This window comes from Streptomyces spororaveus (assembly GCF_016755875.1).
In the GTDB taxonomy this organism is placed as follows: Bacteria; Actinomycetota; Actinomycetes; order Streptomycetales; family Streptomycetaceae; genus Streptomyces; species Streptomyces spororaveus.
Genome location: NZ_BNED01000005.1, coordinates 6,135,186 through 6,157,427, shown reverse-complemented (window position 1 = coordinate 6,157,427; position 22,242 = coordinate 6,135,186). Strand labels below are relative to the sequence as shown.

The 22,242-nt window shown below is 73.0% G+C and carries 20 protein-coding genes; 9 read left to right on the top strand and 11 right to left on the bottom strand.

All coding sequences use genetic code 11. The features are described 5' to 3' along the window. Positions 1–42: 42 nt before the first annotated feature. The 3 genes from Sspor_RS30255 to rsmH all read right to left on the bottom strand — a co-directional run bounded on the left by Sspor_RS30255 (position 43) and on the right by rsmH (position 3,653). Positions 43–2,052 carry a peptidoglycan D,D-transpeptidase FtsI family protein gene (locus tag Sspor_RS30255; RefSeq protein ID WP_202201933.1) on the bottom strand — a complete coding sequence of 670 codons (2,010 nt, stop codon included), beginning with the start codon at positions 2,050–2,052 and terminating at the stop codon, positions 43–45. A 108-nt stretch (positions 2,053–2,160) separates the two neighbouring features. Next, the gene (gene ftsL, locus Sspor_RS30250; RefSeq protein WP_372499628.1) at positions 2,161–2,697 is read right to left on the bottom strand and encodes a cell division protein FtsL; all 537 of its coding nucleotides are present in this window, start codon (positions 2,695–2,697) and stop codon (positions 2,161–2,163) included. After that, positions 2,694–3,653 (bottom strand): 16S rRNA (cytosine(1402)-N(4))-methyltransferase RsmH, encoded by a 960-nt coding sequence (gene rsmH / locus Sspor_RS30245; RefSeq protein WP_202201932.1) that lies wholly within the window; start codon positions 3,651–3,653, stop codon positions 2,694–2,696. Before rsmH ends, ftsL begins: the two co-directional genes overlap by 4 nt. Positions 3,654–3,986: 333 nt before the next feature. Here rsmH and Sspor_RS30240 point away from each other — a divergent pair, with 333 nt between their 5' ends. The 4 genes from Sspor_RS30240 (at position 3,987) to Sspor_RS30225 (ending at position 9,548) form a co-directional block, all read left to right on the top strand. Continuing rightward, positions 3,987–4,601, top strand: a complete 615-nt coding sequence (locus Sspor_RS30240; protein WP_202201931.1) for a beta-class carbonic anhydrase — start codon at positions 3,987–3,989, stop codon at positions 4,599–4,601. Positions 4,602–4,738: 137 nt separating this feature from the next. Beyond that, on the top strand, positions 4,739–5,749 hold the full coding sequence (locus Sspor_RS30235) for an AAA family ATPase (RefSeq protein ID WP_202201930.1): 1,011 nt from the start codon (positions 4,739–4,741) through the stop codon (positions 5,747–5,749). Continuing rightward, positions 5,749–7,125: a DUF58 domain-containing protein gene (locus tag Sspor_RS30230; RefSeq protein ID WP_202201929.1), complete on the top strand. Its 1,377-nt coding sequence runs from the start codon at positions 5,749–5,751 to the stop codon at positions 7,123–7,125. Before Sspor_RS30235 ends, Sspor_RS30230 begins: the two co-directional genes overlap by 1 nt. After that, entirely contained in the window at positions 7,122–9,548 is a 2,427-nt protein-coding gene (locus Sspor_RS30225; RefSeq protein WP_202201928.1) for a transglutaminase TgpA family protein, read from the top strand. Before Sspor_RS30230 ends, Sspor_RS30225 begins: the two co-directional genes overlap by 4 nt. Before the next feature lie 351 nt (positions 9,549–9,899). Here the strand turns inward: Sspor_RS30225 and Sspor_RS30220 are convergent, their stop codons facing one another. From Sspor_RS30220 to Sspor_RS30210, 3 genes are read right to left on the bottom strand one after another with little or no spacing between them, the layout of a single operon-like run. After that, positions 9,900–10,532 (bottom strand): TetR/AcrR family transcriptional regulator, encoded by a 633-nt coding sequence (locus tag Sspor_RS30220; protein WP_237404093.1) that lies wholly within the window; start codon positions 10,530–10,532, stop codon positions 9,900–9,902. 29 nt (positions 10,533–10,561) lie between these two features. Next, positions 10,562–12,655: a YhgE/Pip domain-containing protein gene (locus Sspor_RS30215; RefSeq protein WP_202201926.1), complete on the bottom strand. Its 2,094-nt coding sequence runs from the start codon at positions 12,653–12,655 to the stop codon at positions 10,562–10,564. Next, positions 12,627–13,463 carry an ATP-binding cassette domain-containing protein gene (locus Sspor_RS30210; protein WP_202201925.1) on the bottom strand — a complete coding sequence of 279 codons (837 nt, stop codon included), beginning with the start codon at positions 13,461–13,463 and terminating at the stop codon, positions 12,627–12,629. The genes Sspor_RS30215 and Sspor_RS30210 overlap by 29 nt, the downstream gene beginning before the upstream one ends. A gap of 172 nt (positions 13,464–13,635) precedes the next feature. Between Sspor_RS30210 and Sspor_RS30205 the strand changes: the two genes are divergently transcribed. The 5 genes from Sspor_RS30205 to Sspor_RS30185 all read left to right on the top strand — a co-directional run bounded on the left by Sspor_RS30205 (position 13,636) and on the right by Sspor_RS30185 (position 17,821). Continuing rightward, positions 13,636–14,130, top strand: a complete 495-nt coding sequence (locus Sspor_RS30205) for an SAV_6107 family HEPN domain-containing protein (RefSeq protein ID WP_202201924.1) — start codon at positions 13,636–13,638, stop codon at positions 14,128–14,130. A 73-nt stretch (positions 14,131–14,203) separates the two neighbouring features. Beyond that, entirely contained in the window at positions 14,204–14,962 is a 759-nt protein-coding gene (locus Sspor_RS30200) for a methyltransferase (RefSeq protein ID WP_202201923.1), read from the top strand. A 292-nt stretch (positions 14,963–15,254) separates the two neighbouring features. After that, complete coding sequence (locus tag Sspor_RS30195; RefSeq protein ID WP_189736243.1) at positions 15,255–15,656, top strand: SCO2097 family morphological protein; 402 nt, start codon at positions 15,255–15,257, stop codon at positions 15,654–15,656. Between the two features lie 82 nt (positions 15,657–15,738). After that, positions 15,739–16,365 (top strand): DUF4126 domain-containing protein, encoded by a 627-nt coding sequence (locus Sspor_RS30190; RefSeq protein WP_202201922.1) that lies wholly within the window; start codon positions 15,739–15,741, stop codon positions 16,363–16,365. A gap of 37 nt (positions 16,366–16,402) precedes the next feature. Further along, a complete protein-coding gene (locus Sspor_RS30185; protein ID WP_202201921.1) occupies positions 16,403–17,821 on the top strand; it encodes a phytoene desaturase family protein in 1,419 nt (472 codons plus the stop codon). A gap of 4 nt (positions 17,822–17,825) precedes the next feature. Here Sspor_RS30185 and Sspor_RS30180 read toward each other — a convergent pair whose 3' ends face one another. From Sspor_RS30180 to Sspor_RS30160, 5 genes are all read right to left on the bottom strand, one after another. After that, complete coding sequence (locus Sspor_RS30180; protein WP_202201920.1) at positions 17,826–18,692, bottom strand: hypothetical protein; 867 nt, start codon at positions 18,690–18,692, stop codon at positions 17,826–17,828. Between the two features lie 50 nt (positions 18,693–18,742). Next, positions 18,743–19,657, bottom strand: coding sequence for a methylenetetrahydrofolate reductase [NAD(P)H] (gene metF, locus Sspor_RS30175; RefSeq protein ID WP_202201919.1), 915 nt, complete (start codon positions 19,655–19,657; stop codon positions 18,743–18,745). A gap of 142 nt (positions 19,658–19,799) precedes the next feature. Next, positions 19,800–20,435 (bottom strand): thiamine phosphate synthase, encoded by a 636-nt coding sequence (gene thiE / locus Sspor_RS30170; RefSeq protein WP_202201918.1) that lies wholly within the window; start codon positions 20,433–20,435, stop codon positions 19,800–19,802. Positions 20,436–20,509: 74 nt separating this feature from the next. Next, entirely contained in the window at positions 20,510–20,875 is a 366-nt protein-coding gene (locus Sspor_RS30165) for an Rv2175c family DNA-binding protein (protein WP_030385600.1), read from the bottom strand. A 99-nt stretch (positions 20,876–20,974) separates the two neighbouring features. Beyond that, positions 20,975–22,195 carry an NAD(P)/FAD-dependent oxidoreductase gene (locus Sspor_RS30160; RefSeq protein WP_202201917.1) on the bottom strand — a complete coding sequence of 407 codons (1,221 nt, stop codon included), beginning with the start codon at positions 22,193–22,195 and terminating at the stop codon, positions 20,975–20,977. Between the last annotated feature and the right edge of the window lie 47 nt (positions 22,196–22,242).

Sequence of the window (22,242 nt, the reverse complement as noted above, 5' to 3'; positions counted from 1 at the left end):
ATGGTGCCTCACGCTTTTCTGGCGGGCCGGCCTGGTTGTGGGTCACTGGCCGGGCTGCGGACTGGGCTGCGGGGCGGGCTGCGGGGCGGCGTCGTAGGTGACGGGAAGCCCGGCGGGTGCGGTTCCCGTGGGGGCCACCTGGAGGGTCTTGAGCGCGAACTCCATGACCTTCTTGTAGATGGGGCCGCAGATCTGGCCTCCGAAGTAGCTGCCCTTCGTGGGGTTCTGGATGGCGCAGTAGACGGTGATGCGCGGGTTGTCCGCGGGGGCGAATCCGGCGAAGGAGGCGGTGTAGCCCTTGTAGCGGCCGGTGGCCGGATCCACCCGGTTGGAGGTGCCGGTCTTGCCGCCGACCCGGTAGCCGGGGATCCGCGCCTTGGTGCCGGTGCCCTCCTGGTCGTCGACCACCGATTCGAGCATCTCGGCGAGGGTCTTGGCGGTCTCCGCGCTGACCACGCGGCTGCGCTCGGGGGCCGGGGCCGGGGTGAAGCGGCCGTCGGGGCCCTTGGTGCCGCGCACCAGCGTCGGCTCGATACGGACCCCGCCGTTGGCGATGGTCGAGTACACGGAGGCCGCCTGCATGGCGTTGAGGGAGAGGCCCTGGCCGAAGGGGATCGTGTACTGCTGGGAGGTCGACCAGTCCTCGGGATCGGCGAGGATGCCGCGGGACTCGCCGGGGTAGTTCAGGCCGGTGGGCCGGCCGATGCCGAACTTGGTCAGGTAGGAGTGCAGGACCTTGTTCGCCTCCGGCTGGGTGGGCCCGAGCTGGCCGGTGGCCAGGATCGTGCCGATGTTGGAGGACTTGGCGAGGACCCCGTTGAGGGTCAGGTACCAGGTCGGGTGGTCGATGTCGTCCTTGAACAACCGGTCGCCGCGGTGCAGCCGGTTGGGGACCTCGACCCGGGTCTCCGGGGTGGCCTTCTTCTCCTCCAGCACGGCGGCCATCGACATCACCTTGGCGGTGGAGCCGGGCTCGTACACGTCCTGGAGCGCGGCGTTGCCCATGGCGGCGGAGCGGGCCCGGGTCAGGTCGTTGGGGTCGAAGCCCGGGGCGTTGGCCATGGCCAGCACCTCGCCGGTCCGGGTGTCCTGGACGATGACGTAGCCGCGGTCGGCCTCGGACTTCTGGACCTGCTCGGCGATGGCGCTCTGCGCCGCCCACTGGATGTCCCGGTCGATGGTCAGCTCGATGTCGTCGCCGGGGACGGCGGGCTTCTCGTCGGAGTCGGCGGTGGGGACCTGGCGGCCGCCGGACTGGGCGTAGGTGATCTCGCCGTCCTTGCCGGACAGCTTCTTGTCGAGGGAGGACTCCAGGCCGCCGCCGCCCTTGCCCTCGGCGTTGACGTAACCCAGTATCCCGGCGGCGAGGTCGCCGTTCGGGTACACGCGCTTGCTGCTGGTCTCCTTGAACACGCCGGCGAGGACGTTGGCGCCGGGGCCGTTGTTGCGCTTGTCGGCCGCCGCCTTGTCCGCGAAGACCCGCTTGAGGTCCTTGATCTGGTTCCAGACCTGGGGGGTCCGGCGCTGGGCGAGGACGACGTACCGGGAGTTCTTGGTGCTCAGCCGCTCGGTGAGCTCCTTGGCGTCCTTGCCGAGGATGGGCGCGAGGAGGGCGGCGGCCTGCTGCGGGGCGTCCGGGGCCTTGCTCTCCTGCGGGGTGAACATCTTCGGGTCGGCGGTGATGTCGTAGGCGTCGACGCTGGTGGCGAGGGCCACGCCCCGGCGGTCGGTGATCTCACCGCGCTCGGCGGCCAGCTTGACGCGGGTGTAGCGGTTCTTGGAGGCCTCGGCGGAGAACGCCGACGCGTCGACGGCCTGGACCTGGAGCAGGCGGACCACGAAGGCCAGCATGACGAGGGTCAGGCCGACGCCGACCAGGCGCAGCCGGGGCCGCGGGCTGCCGAGCCGGATGGTGTGCGGGGTACGGGGGCCGGTCGGCCGTCGGGTCGCCGGGCGCGAGGCCGGGCGGGCGGTGGCCCGGGCCCGGTCGCCGGGCCGGGACGGCCTGGCCGGTCCGGGCACCCGCCGCCGGGGCGGCTCCTGCGGGCTCACGCGGCCACCGCCCCGGGCAGGGCGGTGCCCGGCGTCCCGGGGCGCCGCCCAGGACCCCGCGCCTCACGTGCCGGCGAGGCTGGTTCAGACGGGATCCGCGTCACGACGTCACCTTCCAGGGGTCTGGCTGGGCTGCGGGCTGCCGCTGGGAGCGGGCTGGGCGGGGGCCGGCGCCGTGGGCGCGGCCGGGGACTGGCCCGCCGCGGGCTGCGCGGGCGGAGGCGTCGGGGTCGGGGTGGGCGACGGCGGGGCCTCGGCGACCGCCGGGCTGCCGGCGGTCCCGCCGTCCGGGCCGATGAAGACCGGGCTGCCGCCGGGGACCAGGCCCAGCTCGTGCGCCCGGCGCTGGAGCGCGTCGGGCGCGGAGTAGGCGTCCACGTCGCGCTGCAGCGCCTGCTCCTCGTCGGTGAGGGTGGTGGTCTCCTTCCTCAGCTTGCTGAGCTGGAAGGAGCCCTCGTTCAGTGCCGAGTTCAGCAGCAGCAGGCTGATCAGGCCGCCGCCGAGCAGGGCCACGACCAGCAGGACGAACGGCATCCGCGCCGCCTGCCCGCCGGGACGCGGGCGGGCCGGGCGGCCGCCGAGCGCCCGGCCGAGGCGGGCCGCCTGCCCGCGGGTCAGCGTGGCGACCTTCCCGGCCTTGGTCACAGTCGCGCCTCCCGGATGCGTTCGACGCCGCGGAATCTGGCCGGGGCGGCCCGCCGGTTCTCGGCGATCTCCTCCTCGGTGGGCAGCTCGGCGCCGCGCGTGAGCAGTTTCAGCTTCGGCTGGTACTTCTCCGGGACCACCGGCAGCCCGGGCGGGGCCGTGGAGGTCGCGCCGGCCGCGAAGACCTGCTTGACCAGGCGGTCCTCCAGCGAGTGGTACGAGAGCACCGCGATCCGGCCGCCGACCGCGATCCGGTCCACCGCTGCCGGAATGGCCCGCTCCAGCCCGGAGAGCTCCCCGTTGACCTCGATCCGCAGCGCCTGGAAGGTCCGCTTCGCCGGATTGCCGCCGGTGCGCTTGGCGGCCTGCGGCAGGGAGTCACGGATCAGTTCGACCAGCCGGGCGCTGTTGGTGAAGGGCTCCTTCTCCCGCTCCCGGACGATCGCGGAGACGATCCGCTTGGCCTGCTTCTCCTCGCCGTACTGGCGCAGGATCCGCACCAGCTCGCCCGGCGCGTAGCTGTTGAGGACCTCGGCGGCGCTGATGCCCGTCGTCTGGTCCATGCGCATGTCCAGGGGCGCGTCCTGCGCGTACGCGAACCCGCGGTCGGCCTCGTCCAGCTGCATGGAGGACACGCCCAGGTCGAAGAGGATGCCCTGGACGGCCGGGATGCCGAGCTGGTCCAGGACCTCGGCGAGGTCGGCGTAGATCGCGTGGACGAGGGTGGCCCGGTCGCCGAAGGGCGCGAGCCGCTCGCCGGACAGCCGCAGGGCCTCCTTGTCACGGTCGAGGCCGATCAGGTGGGCCTCGGGGAACCGGGTCAGCAGGGCCTCGCTGTGGCCGCCGAGGCCGAGGGTGCAGTCGACGACGACGGCCCCGGGCCTCTCCAGCGCCGGGGCCAACAGGTCCAGGCACCGCTGGAGCATCACCGGGACATGTCGGGACTCGCTAGTCAAAGCGCCCTCTCAGATAACGGCGCGGCAGGCGTACGCACCGCCGGATCCCCGCATCCGCGACCGGCGCCGGGGAAGGTGGCGCCGGCCGGCCGGTGAGCGGGAGAGGGCCGGGCCGTACGTACGCGCCGCGCACGCGGAGTGTTCATCGGGGGCCGGGCGGCCGGTCAGGGCCGGGCTCCGGCCGGTTCGCGTCACTTTAGTGCAACGGTCGCCGCGGTCAACGAACCGCCCGGCGCGCCGTGTGCGGCACTCGGACCGAACCGGCAAATGCCGTGAATCACCCGAACAGTCGCCTCACCCCCACCCCTGTGGGTTAGCTCACAACAAGGCGCGTTGACGTTCTTTGTCCACTCTCACGCGAGGCCCCGCCCCGCCGTGACCATTAACGTCGTACCCATGACGACTTCCGCATCCCTGCCTGCAGAGTCCGCGTCCGAGGCATCCGTCGGCGGATCCGTCACCGACCGCCTGGTCGAGGCGAATCAGCGCTACGCCGCACAGTTCTCCGACCCCGGCATGGACGCCCGTCCCGTCCTGAAGGTCGCCGTGGTGGCCTGTATGGACGCCCGCCTCGACCTGCACAAGGCCCTTGGCCTGGAGCTCGGCGACTGTCACACGATCCGTAACGCGGGCGGTGTGGTCACCGACGACACGATCCGCTCCCTCACCATCAGCCAGCGGGCACTGGGCACCCGCACGGTGATACTCATCCACCACACCGGCTGCGGCCTCGAGAACCTGACCGAGGACTTCCGGCACGAGCTGGAGGACGAGGTCGGTCAGCGCCCCGCCTGGGCCGTCGAGGCCTTCCGGGACGTCGACCAGGACGTCCGCCAGTCCATGCAGCGGGTTCGCACGAACCCCTTCCTGCCCCACAAGGACGATGTGCGAGGCTTCGTCTTCGATGTGCACACCGGGCTCCTGCGGGAGATCGATCCCAGCTCTTGAGTGACACGAGGCCTTGACGCCGTCAAGAATGCGGGGTGGCACCACCCGGGATCCCCCGGGTCCGGTGTCCGTGTTTCGGGGTGGGCCGGTCATGCGCCAAGGGCGTCGGCCCTGGAAATGGGCCGAGGAGAACCAAGGTGACGACGTACGACGACCGAGCGAGCCTCGCGGATCTGACCAGCACGGTGGAGCGGGTGCGCCAGTCGGTCGAGAGCGTGATCGAGGGCAAGCCCGAGGTCGTCCGCCTCGCGCTGACCGTGCTGCTCGCCGAGGGGCACCTGCTGATCGAGGACGTGCCCGGCGTCGGCAAGACGATGCTCGCCAAGACGCTCGCCAAGTCCATCGACTGCTCGGTGCAGCGCATCCAGTTCACGCCGGACCTGCTGCCCTCCGACATCACCGGTGTCAGCATCTACGACCAGCAGCGCCGCGAGTTCGAGTTCAAGCCGGGCGCGATCTTCGCGCAGATCGTCATCGGTGACGAGATCAACCGCGCCTCGCCGAAGACCCAGTCCGCGCTGCTGGAGTCGATGGAGGAGCGCCAGGTCACCATCGACGGCACGACCTACACGCTGCCCAGCCCCTTCATGGTCGTCGCCACCCAGAACCCGGTGGAGATGGAGGGCACGTACCCGCTGCCCGAGGCCCAGCGCGACCGCTTCATGGCCCGCGTCTCCGTCGGCTACCCCAGCCCCGAGGCCGAGCTGCAGATGCTCGACGTGCACGGCGGGGTCTCCCCGCTCGACGACCTGACGTCCGTCGCGCACTCCCACGAGATCGTCAAGCTCATCGAGGCGGTCCGCGAGGTGTACGTGGCCGAGCCCGTCCGGCGCTACGTCGTCGACCTGGTCTCCGCCACCCGTACCCACCCCGACCTGCGGCTCGGCGCCTCGCCCCGGGCCACCCTGCACCTGCTGCGCGCCGTGAAGGCCTCCGCCGCGCTCGCCGGCCGGGACTACGTCCTGCCCGACGACGTCCAGGCCCTGGCCGCCCCGGTCCTCGCGCACCGGCTCCTGCCCACCGCGCAGGCCCAGCTGAACCGCCGCACCGCCGAGCAGGTCGTCGGCGAGATCCTGCAGCGCACCCCCGTCCCGGCCGCGCACGCCCGCGGCGAGATGCCGCCCGGCGCGGGCATCCGGGGCTTCTGATGAGCGCCGGTGCCCCGCGCGGCGCCGGTGGCCCGGGGGACGGCGGCGGACTGCGCGCGTCGCTGTCCGGGCTGACCACCCGCGGCCGCTCGTTCCTGGCCGCCGGGATAGCCGCCGCCGGCTGTGCGTACGTCCTGGGGCAGGGCGAACTGCTGCGGGTCGGCCTGTTGCTCGCCCTCCTGCCGCTGATCTGCGTCTACGCCCTCCACCGCACCCGCTTCCGGGTCTCCGGCAGCCGCCGGCTCAGCCCCGGGCGGGTCCCCGCGGGCGGCGAGGCCCGCGTGCAGCTGCGCATGGACAACGTCTCCCGGCTGCCCACCGGCCTGCTGATGCTCCAGGACCGGGTGCCCTACGTACTGGGCCCGCGCCCGCGCTTCGTCCTGGACCGGGTCGAGCCCGGCGGCCGCCGCGAGGTGTCCTACCGGGTCCGCTCCGACCTGCGCGGCCGCTATCCGCTCGGCCCGCTCCAGCTGCGCCTGTCCGACCCCTTCGGACTGGTCGAGCTGACCCGCTCCTTCAGCACCTACGACACCCTCACCGTCATCCCGCGCACCGAGCCCCTGCCGCCGATCCGCCTGGCCGGCGAGTCCAACGGCTACGGCGACGGCAGCCGGCGCTCCCTGGCCCTGGCCGGCGACGACGACGTGATCCCCCGCGGCTACCGTCGCGGCGACGACCTGCGCCGGGTGCACTGGCGCTCCACCGCCCGCTACGGCGAGCTGATGGTCCGCCGCGAGGAACAGCCGCAGCGCAGCCGGGCCACCGTCCTGCTGGACACCCGGCGCCTGGCCTTCGACGGCGCCGGCCCCGACTCCGCGTTCGAATGGGCCGTCTCGGCGGCCGCCTCCAGCCTGGTGCACGTCCTGGAACAGGGCTTCTCCGTACGGCTGCTCACCGACACCGGCGACTCGGTGCCCGGTGAGGGCGGCGGCGGTTTCTCCTCCGGCGGGCAGGAGTCCGCGGAGGCCGCCGGGCTGATGATGGACACCCTCGCCGTCGTCGGGCACTCCGACGGCGCCGGGCTCTCCCGCGCCTACGACGCGGTGCGCGCGGGCGGCAGCGGAGGCTTCGCCGGATCCGGCGGCGACGGGCTCCTCATCGCCTTCTTCGGCGACCTGGACGACGTACAGACGGAACTGGCCGCCCGGATGCGCCAGCGCACCTCGGGTGCGGTGGCCTTCGTGCTGGACTCCGCGAGCTGGGGCGGGCAGCCCGCTCCGGGGCATGCCGTGCCCCCGCTGGAGGAGCGGCTGCGCAGGCTGGGCGACGCGGGCTGGACCGCACTGGCCGCCCGGCCCGGGGTGGCCTTCGGCGAACTGTGGCGCCAGGCCGGGACCGCGCACGTCGGTACGGGAACCTCCGGAGGTCGGGAATGAGCGGGCGGGCGAAACTGACGCTGTTCGCGGCACTGGCGACGCTGTTCACCTCGTGGTCGCTGAACCCCCTGGTGGACTCGCAGGCCTGGCTGCTCCAGGCGGCGCTGCTGCTCGCCGTGCAGAGCGCGGTGGGCGCCGGCGCCCGGCGCGTGCCGCTGGCCCGGACCCTGACCGTGGCCGCGCAGGCGCTGGTGTCGCTGCTGCTGCTCGCGTTCCTCTACGCCGGCAAGGGCGAGTCCCACGGGGACGGGCCGCTGGCCTACCTGGTGACGGACTTCGGCGCGCTGTTCGGCCAGGGCCTGCGGGACGTGGCCGAGTTCGCGATCCCGGCTCCGCTGACGGACGGCATCAAGCTGCTGCTGGTGTCCGGCGTCCTGCTGATCGGGCTGCTGGTGGACCTGCTGGCGGTGACCCTGCGCACGGCCGCCGCGGCCGGGCTGCCGCTGCTGGCGCTGTACTCGGTGGCCTCGGGCCTGGCGGGCGGCGGGGACGCCTCCTGGTTCTCCTTCCTGCTCGCGGGCTGCGGCTACCTGCTGTTGCTGCTGTCCGAGGGCCGTGACCGGCTCGCCCAGTGGGGCCGGGTCTTCGGCGCGGCCCCGCGCCGGGGCGCCGCCGACTCCGGCCTCGGCAACGGGGCGGGCGGGCAGGCGACGGCTCCCGTGAAGTTCGGGCGGCGGATCGGCGCGGTGACCCTGGGCCTGGCACTGCTGGTGCCGGCCGTACTGCCCTCGCTCGGCGGCGGGCTGCTCGGCGGCACCCAGGACGGCGAGGAGGACGGCGGCGGCACGGGCGGGACGATCTCGGCGGTCAACCCGCTGGTCTCCCTGCAGAGCAACCTGAACGCGCAGGACAACCGCGTGATCCTGAAGTACCGGACGAACAGCCCGCAGCAGGGCGAGCAGTACCTGCGGATCCTGGCCCTCGACGAGTTCAACGGCGTCAAGTGGGAGGCCTCCGGGCGGGCCCTGATCGACGTGCCGGAGGAGCTGCCGGAACCGCCCGGGCTCCGCTCCCCGGTCAGCAGCACCGCGGTGGAGGTCACCACCAGCATCTCGGCGGCGGAGTACTACACCCAGCGCTACCTCCCCATGCCGTATCCGGCGACCTCGGTGAACATAGGCGGCAAGTGGCGGTTCGAGCCGGTCGGCCGGACCCTGGTCGGCGACCAGCTGGGCCGCGACAGGTTCCAGAACGTCCAGGGCGCGGAGTACACGGTGCGCAGCCTGCTGCTGAAGCCGACGGCCCAGCAGCTCCAGAAGGCCCCGGAGCCCGACCCCGCGATCCGGGAGGAGTACACGAAGCTCCCGGACAACCTGCCGCCGGTGGTCGCCGAGACGGCCCGCCAGGTGACGCAGGGGGCGAAGGACGACTACACGCGGGCCGTGAAGCTGCAGGACTACTTCGCCGTTAACGGCGGGTTCCGCTACAACACGCGGACGGCCTCGGGCACGGGTCCGCAGGCGGTCGCCCGGTTCCTCTCCGACAAGGAGGGCTTCTGCGTCCACTTCGCCTTCTCGATGGCGGCGATGTCCCGCTCGCTGGGCATCCCGGCGCGGGTCGCGGTGGGCTTCACGCCCGGCGAGAAGCAGTCGGACGGCAACGTGAACGTGTCGATGCGCGACGCGCACGCCTGGCCCGAGCTGTACTTCGAGGGCGTGGGCTGGACCCGCTTCGAGCCGACGCCCCGCTCCGGCATCAACATCCCGGACTACTCCCGGGCGCAGACCCCGGCCACCCAGCCGTCCGCCCCGGCTCCGCTGCCCTCGCAGAGCGCGGCGCAGCCGTCGACGGCGCCCTCGGCGACCCCCGAGTGCCCGCCGGCCCTGAAGAAGCTCGGCGAGTGCGACACGGCGGCGCCCGCGCAGAACACGAGCGGTGGCGGGCCGTCGGTGCCGGCGATCCTCGGCTGGGCGGCGCTCGCGCTGGCGGTGCTGGGCCTGCCCCTGCTCCCGCTGCTGTGGCGGACCCGGCTGCGGACCCGGCGCCTGGCGACCGGGGAGGTCCTGACGGCGTGGCGGGAACTGGGCGACACCGCCTGGGACGCGGGTGTGGTCCCGGACGAGGCGCTGTCCCCGCGCCGGGCGGCGAGCCGGATCGTGGACCTGGGCCGCCTGGAGCCGGAGCCGGCGGCGGCCGTGCACCGGGTTGCGGGTGCGGTGGAGCGGGCTCTGTACGCGCCCCCGGGCGCGGAGGTCTCGTACCCGGAGCTGGCGGACGACGTACTGCTGGCCCGTGCGGGCCTGCTGGCGTCGGCGGACCGGCTGCCCCGGCTGCGCGCGCTGCTGCTGCCGCGCTCGGCGGCCCGTGTCTCCTGGGCCCTCTCGGCCCGCCGGTCCGCGATCACCTCGGCGGTATCGGCCCGCCTGACCGCCGCCCGCCTGACCGCCGCCCGCCTCCGGCTCCCGCTGAAGGGCCGCGGCTAGGGGGAATTCCGGCGCACGATCCGCCGGACCCGCGGACGCGAAAAGGCGGTGAGGCTCGATCCCCCCGAGCCCCGCCGCCTTCTCCCGTCCTGCGTCACCGGGCCGTGTCCCCCGTCCCGGTCACGGAAGGAGGCACCCGGTCCGCTCCGCAGCCCCGTGTCGGCGGTGCGGACCGGGTCTCCTGTCCGTTGGCTCCCAGTCTGGCGTCCACGCAGGTGGGAGCCCATCCGCGCACGTACTCATTTCCGCGCCTAGGTACGGATACTCAGCCGCCGCGGCAGGCCCCACCAGTTCTACGGGGCGGCGCGCCCCGGCGGCACCGCCGACTGGGGGGTGGTGCCGCGCCGCGCCTCAGCGGTTTCCGCTGACCCGGCCCCGCAGCAGCAGCGACAGCGCCGAGTGCACGTCGTCCAGGGACCTCTCGCTCTGGAAGGACTGCCAGTCCAGCGCGGCCACCAGGACCATCCCGACCATCGCGGCCGCCGTGAGCGGCACGTCGATCTCGGCGCTCAGCTCACCGCGTTCCACGCCCTCGCGCAGCACCTTCTCCACGACGGCCACCGCCTCCTGCCGGACCACCATGAGCGTGGACTGCCACGCGCGGTTGGTGCGCCACAGCTCGGCGACGTACAGCTGGGTGAAGGCCGGATACCGGTCGATGAAGACGAGTCCCGCGCGGATCATCGCGTCGAGCGCCTCGACGCGGCTGCCGCCGCGGGCCTCCGTCTCCTCCGCGGCCGTCCGCAGCGAGGCCGTCAGCAGGCCGACGCCGTGCCGCAGCAGTTCCTCGAAGAGTTCGTTCTTGCTCGCGAAGTTGTAGTAGACGGTGCCCTTCGCGACGCCCGCCCGTTCGGCGATCTCGTCGACCGTGGTCGCGGAGAAGCCCTGCTCGGCGATCAGGGTGACCGCCGCTTCGTAGAGCTTCTGCCGGGTGATCGCACGACGGCCCCCGCCGGTGCCCGTACCGGTGCTGCTGCTTTCCATGGCGCTGATTGTCACAGGTCAACACGTCCCTACAGACTCAGTTCCGGGTGCAGCCGGTCCATGGTCCACACCTGCTTGCCGCGGGCGGCGAGCGCGGTGAGGGCCAGGGCGCCCGCGGTGAAGGCCAGGAGGACCGCGCTTCCGTGCCAGACCGGGGCGAGGTCGCCGCCGGTGATGAGGCGGCGCAGGCTCTCGACGATGTACGACATCGGCAGGTACGGGTGGATCCAGTTGAAGAAGTCCGGGCTGGTCTGGACGGGGTAGGTGCCGCCCGCCGAGGTCAGCTGGAGCATCAGGACGGCCAGCACCAGGATGCGGCCGGCGGCGCCGAACTTGGCGTTGAGCCACTGGACGATCGCCGCGAAGCAGCAGGTGACCAGCATCAGGAAGCCGATGGTGAGGGCCGGGTGGGCCATCTTCAGGCCGAGGCCGGGCGCCCAGTGCAGTACGGACATCAGCAGGGCCACCTGCGCCGTGCCGAGGCCCGCCACGGGCAGCCAGCCGGCGAGGGCGACCCGCCAGGGCGCGGCTCCGGCGGCCAGGGCGCGCCGGTTCATCGGGGCGATCAGCATGTAGGCCACCATCGCGCCGACCCAGAGGGACAGCGGGATGAAGTAGGGGGCGAAGCCGGTGCCGTAGTTGGGCGCCTTGTGCAGGGACTGGTTGGCGAGCTGGATCGGGTCGGCCATGACCTGGGTGCGCCGCTCGCGCTGCTCCTGGTCGTAGTCGGGGATCTTGCCGGCGCCCTCGTGCAGGCCGCCGGCGAGCTCGCCGGTGCCGTCGACGAGCTTGTACATGCCGCCGTCGAGCCGGTGGGCACCGTCGCCGAGCTTGCCGACGCCGTCGCTGAGGGCGCCGGACCCGGTGGTGGCGGTGCCGAGGCCGGTGTGCAGCTGGGTCATGCCGGCGGACACCTTGTGGGCGCCGGAGTTGAGGGCGTTGACCTTGGCGACGGCCGCGTCGAGGTCACCCGCGAGCTGGGGGGCCTTGACGACGAGCTCGCGGGCCTTCTTCTCCAGGTCGGTGAGCTGGGTGCGGAGCTTGGCGACGTCCCCGTCGGCGTTCTTGACCAGGACGCTGACGTCCCCGCTGAGCTCGGCGGCCTCGGCCGCGCTGTCCCTGACCTTCTTCAGGTCGGGGCAGGAGGCCAGGTGCGGTTCGCCGCCGGGGGTGACGCAGTGCTTGGTGTAGTACGCGTCCGCGCCGGTGGCGGCCTTCTTCGCGGCGGCGGCCGCGGCCGGTGCCTTCTCGGCGAACGTCCCCAGGTGGTTGTTGACCACCTTCGCGCTGTCGGCGACGAGTTCGGCGGTGTCCGCCAGGTTCTTCGGGTCCTTGACGAAGGGGCGGGCCTTGTTCGCGGCCCCGTTGACCTTGTCCGCCAGCGCCTGGGTGCCGTCCGCGACGTCCTTGGAGCCGGTCTCCAGCTTGCCGGCCGCCGTGTTCAGCTTCTGCAGACCGCTGTTGAGCTCGCCGGACTTCTCCTGCGCCGTGTCGAGGCCGTCGGCGAGCTCCTTGGCGCCTTCCTGGGCCTTGCCCGCGCCGTCCTTGAGCTTGTCGGCGCCGTCGGCCGCCTCGGCGGTCTTGTCGTGCAGGTCGGAGAAGTTCACGAAGATCTTGTCGAGGAAGCCGCGGGAGGCGTTGGCGGACGCCGCGGAGCGGACCTCGGAGAAGACGGTCCGCGAGATCGAGCCGACGATGTAGTTGTTGGCGTCGTTCGTGCGGACCTGGAGGGCCCCGGTGGTGGGGTCGTCGCCGGCGCTGGAGGCGATCTTCGCGCTGAAGTCCTCCGGCATGGTCAGGGTCAGGTAGTACCGGCCGTCCTCCAGGCCCTCGGCCGCCTCCTTCGCACTCACCTCCCGCCAGTCGAACCTCTTGCTGTCGTGCAGCTTCCGGGTGATCTCACCGCCGGCGTCGAGGCGCGCGCCGTCGACGGTCGTGCCCTTGTCGGCGTTGACGATGGCGACGGGCACCTTGTCGAGGCGCTTGTAGGGGTCCCAGAAGGACCACAGGTACAGGGCTCCGTAGAGCAGTGGCAGCACGAGCAGCGCGACGAGGGCGGCCCGGGGCAGCCTCCCCCGCCCGAACCGCTTCAGCTCAAGCGCGGCCAGCTTCGGCGAGCGCATCGTCCGCCCCCTTCGTGTCGTCGTTCCCGGAGTCGTTCTTCGTGTCGTTCTTCGTGTCGTTCTTCGTGTCGTTCCCGGCGTCGTCACCCGCGGCGGCGGGCGCGTCCGGCTCCTTGGGGGAGGTCCGCAGGACGACCGCGTCGGCGGGTGCCTCGCTGCACACCGCGAGGACGGTGATCCCGCGGGAGGCGACGGAGCGGAGCAGCTCCCAGGCCTCGGCGCGCGCGGTGTCCGACAGCTTGAGGTCGAGGTCGTCGAGGGCCAGCAGTCCCGGGGAGCCCAGCAGCGCGATGGCGACGGACAGCCGTACGGCCTCCAGGCGTTCCAGGTCCCGTACGGAGGTGCGCCCGCCCTTGGGCAGCGTGGCGAGGTCCAGTCCGGCGGCCTCCAGGGCGGAGGCGATCCGCGCCTCGGCGACGGCGCGGCGCTCGGCCCGGGGCCGCAGCAGGGCGCGGACCGGGGCGCCGTAGTGGCGCTGGAGCAGGGCGCCCTCGCGCAGCTGTTCCGCGACGGTGAGCGCCTGGTCGAGTTCGTTGACCCCGGAGACCGGGCCGAGTGCGGCGATCCGGCGGACCGCCGTCATGTGCTTCGGCAGCCGGTGGCCGCCGACCTCGGCGTGGCCCCGGGTGGGTTTCATCCGCCCGGTGAGGGCAAGGAGCAGGCAGGTACGACCGCTGCCGGAGGGGCCTTCGACCGCGATGAGCGAGCCTGGCGCCGCATCGACGGCGACTCCCTGGAAGGCCCAGCCCCGCGGGCCCTTGAGTCCGAAGTCCGCGGCTTTGACGGCCGCGCCGTGCGGGCTGTCCACGCCGTCCCCCTTCTTTTTGAACTGACTGGTCAGTTCAAAAACTAGCACCCTTCTTCGCACGAGGTGCGCAGGAGGGGGCAGTTGCCCGGTTCGTGACCGTAAAAGCGCAGGTCAGCGCAATTGTCAGTGGGGCCCGTCACGATGGGGGCAACGCATCGACAGGAGGTTCGTCATGGCCACACCGTCCCCGTCCCCTGTCCACCCCGTCCTGCGCAAGTCGACGGCCCCACCGGCCGCCCTCGACCTGCTGGCCAAGGCCCACAGCGGCCTGGCCGAGGCCGCCCGGCTGACCCGCCCCAACGAGCGCTACGCCACCGCCCACCTCGCCGCCCTGCGCACCGCCGCCGCCGTGCTCGCCGCGCGGGCCCGGCCGGAACCGGTGAACCCGCGGCGCCGGCCCCGGATCCGCAGCGCGTGGGAGGTCCTGCCGGAGCTGGCGCCGGAGCTGGCGGAGTGGAGCGTGCTCTTCGCCTCCGGCGCCGCGCGCAGGGCCAGGGCCGAGGCGGGGATAGCGGACGCGGCGAGCTGCCGGGACGCCGACGATCTGGTGCGGGCGGCCTCGATGTTCCTTCGCCTGGTGGAGCGGATGCTCACCGTCCGGGCCGCGCCCCAGCCCCTGCCGCAGACCCTGCCGCAGCCACGTCCGGAGCATCCGGACGCGGGATGAGCTGCCCGGCGGCGGAAGGCAATAGGGTGGGCCAGGACCGCTCACCCTTTACCCCGCCGAGGAGCCATCAGCCGTGTCGGACACTTCCCGCCCCCGCGCCTCCCTCCGCACCGCCGTGGTGTGGGAGGTCCTCAAGGAGGCGCTCGACCGCCGGGTGAAGGCGACCGGGCGGGATGTGCTGGACGTGCTCGACACCGGTGGCGGCACCGGCAAGTTCGCCGTGCCGGTGGCCCGTCTGGGCCACCGGGTCACCGTGGTCGACCCCAGTCCGAACGCGCTGTTCGGGCTGGAGCGCCGGGTCGCGGAGGCCGGTGTCGCCGATCTCGTGCGCGGGGTCCAGGGCGATGCCCAGGGCCTGTTGGACGTCGTCGAGCAGGACGCCTACGACGTGGTGCTCTGCCACGGCGTGCTGGAGTACGTGGACGACCCCGCGGAGGGCGTGGCCAACACGGTGGCCGCGCTGCGCGCCGGCGGCACGCTCAGCCTGCTGGCCGCCGGTCTCGGCGGGGCCGTGCTGGCCCGCGCGCTCGCCGGGCACTTCACAGAGGCCCGTACGGCACTCACCGACCCGGCCGGCCGCTGGGGCTCCGGCGACCCGGTGCCGCGCCGCTTCACCGCCGAGCAGCTCTCCGAGCTGGTCGGCGGCGCCGGCCTCGCGGTCGGCGCGGTGCACGGCGTGCGGATCTTCGCCGACCTCGTGCCCGGCGTCCTCGTGGACACCGAGCCCGGCGCCGTGGAGGCCCTGCTGCGTCTGGAGGAGGCCGCGGCCGAGCTCCCCGCCTTCCACGCGGTCGCCACCCAGCTGCACGTCTTGGGCGAGAAGCACGCCTGAACTGCGACCTTCCGCGCGCGGAGTCGGCCACACACCCTCCGATCCGCCGGTCGGCCCCGTATGATCAGGTGCAAGACCGGCATGGTGGACGGACCATTGGGGAATAAGGGCCTCAGTGACCGCCCCCGCGGCGGTACGGTTTTCACGCAGGCTTTTACCGGCTGCGTCATTTCTGGGCCGTGTCCTATGGGAACGCGACGCAGAGGGCGGGTGTCACGGGGGCGATTCCCCGCCTATCCTGAAGGGGACCCCTGGTCGCCACCCCCGCGACCGACGGATGAGGAGGACTCCCGTGCCGCTCTCGGAGCACGAGCAGCGAATGCTCGAGCAGATGGAGCGAGCGCTGTACGCCGAAGATCCCAAGTTCGCGACAGCGCTTGAGGGAAGCGGACTGCGTACGTACACCCGGCGACGGGTCTACCAGGCAGTCGCAGGCATTGTGGTGGGTATCGCGCTCCTCATGACCGGTGTGATCATTCCGAACGTGCTCTGGATCAGCGTGGTGGGTTTCCTCGTCATGCTGGGATGTACGGTCCTGGTGGTCACCGGTTGGCGCAAGGCACCCAAGCCTGGCGAGCAGCCCGTCTCCGGAAGTACCGGTGGTTCGGCCCATGGCCGGAACCGGCAGCGTCGGTCGATGATGACCCGCATCGAGGAACGGTGGCAGCGCCGCCGTGACGAGCAGGGGCAGTAGCCCCGGACAACGTGGGTGAGGGGATGGCCGCCGTGCGGCCGTCCCCTCACTTTTCTGCGCATCCGTACGGCATGATGATCCGATGAGTGTGCTCCCCCTGGTCTTCACCAGCGGCTGGGCCAGTGGGATCAACGCTTACGCCGTGGTCCTCCTGCTCGGCATCTTCGGCCGTACCGGCCTGACCGACGACGTCCCCGCCTCGCTGCAACGCACGGACGTGCTGGTCGTCGCGGCGGTGCTGTTCCTGTGCGAGGCGATCGCCGACAAGGTCCCGTACATGGACTCGATATGGGACACCGTCCACACCGTGATCCGCCCGGTGTCCGGCGCGGTGATCGGTGCGCTGCTGGCCGGGCAGAGCGGTTCACTCTCCGACATCACCGCCGCCGCGGTCGGCGGCTCCACCGCGCTGGCCAGCCATTTCGTCAAAGCCGGCACCCGGATGGCGATCAACACCTCCCCCGAGCCCTTCACCAACGTGGGGATGAGCATCGCCGAGGACCTCGGCGTGGCCGGGCTCGTCACCTTCGCGATGTTCAACCCCGAGGCCGCCGCGATCATCGCGGCCGTGCTGCTGGCCGCCGGACTGGCCATACTGATCTTCCTCTGGAGCCGGATCCGCCGCTTCCTGCGCCGCCGCGCCCAGCGCCGCGAGGAGAAGCGGCTGGCGGCCGAGGCCCGCGAGACCACCGGGGCCCCACCCCGCTGACCGCAGGGCCACCACGGGGCTCGATAGGCTCGGCCGCATGGCACGAATTGCGGTGATCGGCGCCGGCATGGGCGCGATGGCTACGGCGGCCCGGCTGGCCGTGGCGGGGCACCAGGTGACGGTGTACGAACGCGGGACGACCTACGGCGGAGCCGTCGGCAGGTACGAGCGCGAGGGCTTCGCCTTCGACACCGGGCCCGGGCTGCTGCACCTGCCGGCCGTCTACCGCGACCTCTTCGTGAAGACCGGCAAGCGGTCGCTGGAGACCTGCGTCGACATGGTCCAGGTCGACCCGGCCGTCCGGCACCTGCTCCCCCGCCACGGCATCGACGTCACCCTCCCCGGCGCCTCGCGCGGCGGTGTGGCCGCCGCCCTGGAATCCTCCTTCGGCCCGGGCGCCGGCGAACGCTGGAACGCCGTCCTGGGCCGGGCCCGCGACGCCTGGGACGCCACCCGCCGCCCGCTGCTGGAGGAGCCGCTGCGGCCCGGCGCCCGGCAGGCCCTGGGCGTCGACCCGTACCCGGCCCTGCGCCGCAGCGGCCTGCTGCGCCGCCGGACCCCGACCCTCGCCGAGGTGGCCGACCGGGAGCTGGGCGGCGCGCTCGCGGAGCTGCTGACCGGCCTGGTGCGCGGGTACGGGATCGACCCCGCCACCGCGCCCGCCTCGGCGGCCGTGCTCCCGTACATGGAACAGACCTTCGGCAGCTGGTACGTACGCGGCGGGATGCGCGCCCTGGCCACCGCCGTGTACGAGCGCTGCCTGGAGCGCAAGGTCGCCTTCGTCTTCGGGGCGGACGTCCGGGAGGTCCTGGTCACGGACGGCCGGGCGGCCGGGCTGCGGCTGGCCGACGGCGGTGAGGTGGCCGCCGACACCGTCGTGTGCGGGATCGACCCCCGGCAGCTGCCGGCCGGTTCGCTGCCGTGGCCGCCGGAGGCGGTCCCCGCGCGCGGGGACGGCGTACCGGGGCGGATCACGCTCCTGCTCGCGCTGCGCGGCGCCCGCCCCGCCACGGCCGTGCACCGCACCCTGGTGCACGTCTCCGGGGCGCAGGTCACCGTCATGCGCCCGGACGACCCGGCCACCCGGCCCGACGAGGAGCACGAGGCGGTCACCGTGAGCGCCGTGCCCGGGCCCGGGACCTCGGACCCCGCCGAGCTGCTGAACCTCGCGGAGAACGCCGTCCAGGGGCTGCGGGAGCGGCTGTTGTGGCAGGAGGTGCGCACCGCGGCCGACGTCGAGGCGGCGACGGGTGCGCTCGGCGGCGCGGTGCCCCCGCCCGCCCTCGCGGGGGCCGGGGGCCGGCTGCTCCAGCCGGCCAACACCACGGCCGTGCCCGGGCTGTACCTGGCGGGCGGCTGGGCCCACCCCGGCGGCGGGCTGGCGCACGCCGGGATGACCGGGGCCCTGGTGGCCGGACTGATCGTGGAGGGCGCGGAGTTCCGCGGCTCCCAGTGAGCCGTCAGTAGCGGTACTGCTCGTACCCGCCCTGCTGGGGGTACGGGTACTGCTGCGGCGGCTCGCCCTGGTCCTCCATCGGGTAGGACTGGCCGGCCCCGTCGGTGGACCGCTGCTGCGGGACCCAGACGCCGCCGGGCGGGGTGTCCGTGGAGTACTGCTGCTGCCCGTAGCCGGCGTACGGCGTGTAGTCGTACGCCGGGGGCGGGGCCATTCCGCCGCCGGTGCCGATGTACGGGTCCGAGTAGGCGGCGTAGACCTGCTGCTGGTCACCCGTCGGGTAGCCGCCCGAGTAGTCGTAGCCGCCCTGGTTCTGCTGGTCGTAGTACGCCGCGTACTGGTGGGCGTCCTGCTCGGCCGTGGTGAACGGCGAGGCGAAGGCGGCCGTCCGGTCGACCTCGGGGGGCGCGAAACTCTGTATCCCGTAGGACCCGGTGTCCTCGGGCACGGGCTCCGGGCTGTAGACGTCCGGGGGCGCGTCCCGGAACGGCCGCTCCTGCGCGGCTCCGTCCTCGGCCGCGGCCGCGTCCTCGTACTGCAGCGCGGTGACCTGGAGGGCCGGCTCCTGCTTGGAGCCCGCGGCCCGGCGGCGGCGTGTCTGCCGGACGGGCTCCCCGCCGCGGCGCAGCGCCCAGCCGGCGACGAAGCCCTTGCGGAAGGACAGGGTCACCAGGGTCTGGCCCACGGCGAACGCCAGCGCGCCGGCGCCGATGACCGGCACCGACGGCAGTATCACCCCGGCGACCACGCCGAGGAAGCCGGCGAAGGCGAGCAGGCGCCAGCGGAGCCGGGCCTTGTACTGCATCAGGACCTCGGCAAGCAGCCACAGCGCGACGAAACCGAACGCGATGTAGAGGACCGTCATTCCCATGCATGGCCCCTCTCGGTACGGCCGCCGGCGCGGGAACGGGGGACGGCCGCTCAGGCCCGCTGGTGCAGGCCCAGGTTCTCGTAGATTTCGAGCGTCGCCGTGGAATTGTTGAGCGTGATGAAGTGCAGCCCCGGGACACCCTCGGACAGCAGTCGCGCGCAGAACTCCGTGGCGAACTCGATGCCAATGGAGCGTACAGCGGCCGGGTCGTCCTTGACGGCGAGCATGCGCTCTTTCACGTCCGCGGGGAAGAGCGCGGTGCTGAGTTGGGGCAGTCGGTCGAGCTGCTTGATACCCACAACAGGCATGACCTCGGGGATGATCGGGGTCTCGCAGCCCGCCTTCTCGACGCTGTCGCGCAGCCGCAGATAATTCTCGGGATCGAAGAACATCTGGGTGATCGCATAGTCCGCGCCCGCACGGCACTTGTCCACGAAGTGCCGGATGTCCGTATCCCAGTCGGTGGATCGCGGGTGCATCTCGGGGAAGGCCGCGACGCCGACGCAGAAGTCCCCGGACTCCTTGAGCAGCCGCACCAGGTCGGCGGCGTAGTGCACGCCCTCGGGGTGCGCCACCCAGTCGGCCATCGGGTCGCCCGGCGGGTCTCCGCGCAGGGCGAGCATGTTGCGGATCCCGGCGTCGGCGAACTGGCCGATGACGTGGCGCAGCTCGGCGATGGAGTGGTCCACGGCGGTGAGGTGCGCGACGGGGGTGAGGGTGGTGTCGGCGGCGATCTCCTGGGTGGCCTTGACGGTGCCGCCGCGGGTGGAGCCGCCGGCTCCGTAGGTCACGGAGACGAAACTCGGGGATACCGCCTCGACCCGGCGCAGGGCGTTCCAGAGGTTGCGTTCGCCCTTCTCGGTCTTCGGGGCCCAGAACTCGAAGGAGTACGAGCGGCCGGACGCGAGGAGGTCACGGACCGTGTGTGCGCGATCCGACCAGGTGGAAGCGGTACCAGAGGCCATGTGGGCAGGTTAGACGCGGCCCGGCGGACGCCGAAGCCTTGTCCACGTTTTGGACACGTTTTTGGACACTTGGAGTGCGCGCTCCGGCCGGAAGGCGGCCGTACGGGTGTATGCGGACCGCCCTCCGTCCGGGCGGCGGGACTCAGCCGAGGCGGGCCCGGACCCGCTTGGCGAGCTCCGCGGCGGCCGCGCCGGGGTCGGTGGCCTCGGTGAGGGCGCGGACGACCACGATGCGGGTGGCGCCGGCGTCCAGTACCTCGTCCAGGTTCGATCCGTCGATGCCGCCGATGGCGAACCAGGGGCGGTCCTGCTCCAGCGATGCCGCGTACCGGACCAGGTCGAGGCCCGGGGCGTGGCGGCCGGGCTTGGTGGGGGTGGGCCAGCAGGGGCCGGTGCAGAAGTAGTCCACGCCGGCTTCGGCGACGGCCGCGTCGACCTCGCCCTCGGCGTGGCAGGACCGGCCGATCAGCACCCGCTCGCCGAGGATGGCGCGGGCCGCGGGGACGGGGATGTCGCCCTGGCCGAGGTGCAGGACGTCGGAGTTGATGGCATGGGCGACGTCGGCGCGGTCGTTCACGGCGAGGAGCTTGCCGTGGCGGCGGGCGGCCTCGGCGAAGACCTGGAGGTGTTCGAGCTCCTCCCCCGCCTCCATGCCCTTGTCGCGGAGCTGGACGATGTCCACGCCGGAGGAGAGCACGGCGTCGAGGAACTCGGGGAGGTCACCCTGGCGCCTGCGGGCGTCCGTGCAGAGGTAGAGCCGGGCGTCGGACAGCTGCATGGGTGGTACCCCCCGTGATGGAGGCGGTGTACGGGCCGGGGCCCGTACACCGCTGTGGAGCGAAGGCGATCAGGTCAGAGGGCGAGCGCCTGAGCGCGGCGCTTCACCTCCGTGCCGCGATTCTCACTCAGCGCCTGCACGGGGGTGCCGGGCAGGGTCGGATCCTCGGTGAAGAGCCATTCCAGGATCTCCTCCTCGGTGAAGCGGTCGTCGCGCAGCACGGTCAGCAGACCGACGAGGCCCTTGACGACCTTGTCGCCGTCGATGAAGGGGGCCGGCACCTGCAGGGAGCGGTTCTCGCCCCGGCGGACGGCGATGAGCTGCCCTTCCTTGACCATCTGGCGGACCCGGGTCACCTCGATGTCCAGCATCTCCGCGATGTCGGGGAGGTACAGCCACGAGGGGACAAGGGCATCGATCTTTGCGTCAATCTCGGTCACAGGCACAAGCCTGCCATCTCGGCTCCGCCGCCGGTACCTGAGCGGCCCCGTCCGGGTCGCGGGGCCGAGCCGTCGGGCGGTGGCCGTCAGGCGGTGGCGTCAGGCGGTGGCCGACTTCAGCGGGGTCCCGGGGTCGGCGACCTTGGCGGGGTCCACGGGGACGCCCGTCTCGATGAGCTTGCGGCCCTGCGCCAGGTCGCGCGGACGGCCCACGGCCAGGACGGCGACCAGCGCGCCGTCGCGCAGCCAGCACACCGACCAGGCGGGACCCGCCGGGTCCCCGCGCAGGAGCAGGGTGTCGGCCCCGCCGTGGTGTCCGGCGTACTGCACGAAGCGCCCGAACTGCTCCGACCAGAAGTACGGCACCGGGTCGTAGACCTGGGCCGGCTCCCCGGCCAGGATGTTCGCCGCGACCGTCCGCGGCCCCTGGAGCGCGTTGTCCCAGTGGTGCACGAGCAGCCGCGTCCCGTACCGCCCCGACGGGAAGGAGGCGCAGTCGCCGACCGCGTACACGTCGGGCAGCGAGGTCCGCAGGTACGCGTCCGCGGTGACCGAGCCGTCCGGGCCGCGTTCCACGCCGGTCCCGTCCAGCCATCCGGTCGCGGGGCGCGCGCCGATGCCCACCACGACGGCGCCGGCGGGCAGGACCCGTCCGTCCGCCAGCAGGACCCGGCCCTCGTCGACCCCGGCGACCTTGGCCCCGGTGATCAGCTCCGCGCCGGCCTCCCGGTACCAGCGCGCCATCGGCTCGGTGACCTCGGCGGGCAGCGCGCCCGCCAGCACCCGGTCCGCCGCCTCGACCACGGTGACCTCGCAGCCCGCTTCCCGGGCGGCGGTGGCGAACTCCGCGCCGATCCAGCCCGCACCGACGACCACGGCGCGGGGCGACGCGGCCAGCACCGGGCGCAGCCGGGCGGCGTCGTCCAGCGTGCGCAGCAGGTGGACGCCCGGGACGCCCTCGGTGCCGGGCAGGGTCAGCGGCTGCGCGCCGGTCGCCAGCACGAGGATTCCGTACGGGACCGGTCCCGCCTCGGTGTCCAGCTCGTGGACGGCGGCGCGCAGTCCGGTGACCTCCGTGCCGAGCCTGAGGTCGATGTCGAGGCCTTCGAAGTCCACGTCGAAGGCGGAGTCCTCGGCCTTGCCGAGGAGGACCGCCTTGGACAGCGGGGGCCGGTCGTACGGCTGGTGGGGTTCGGCTCCCAGCAGGGTCACCGGGCCGGTGAAGCCCTGTTCGCGCAGGGCGACCGCGGTCTGCACCCCGGCCATTCCGGCGCCGACGATCACGACGCCGCGCTGATTCTGTTCCGTCTGCTCGCTCACGCGGCCAGCCTAATCATCTGACGCTCCGTCAGGAATAGGTGCCGCCT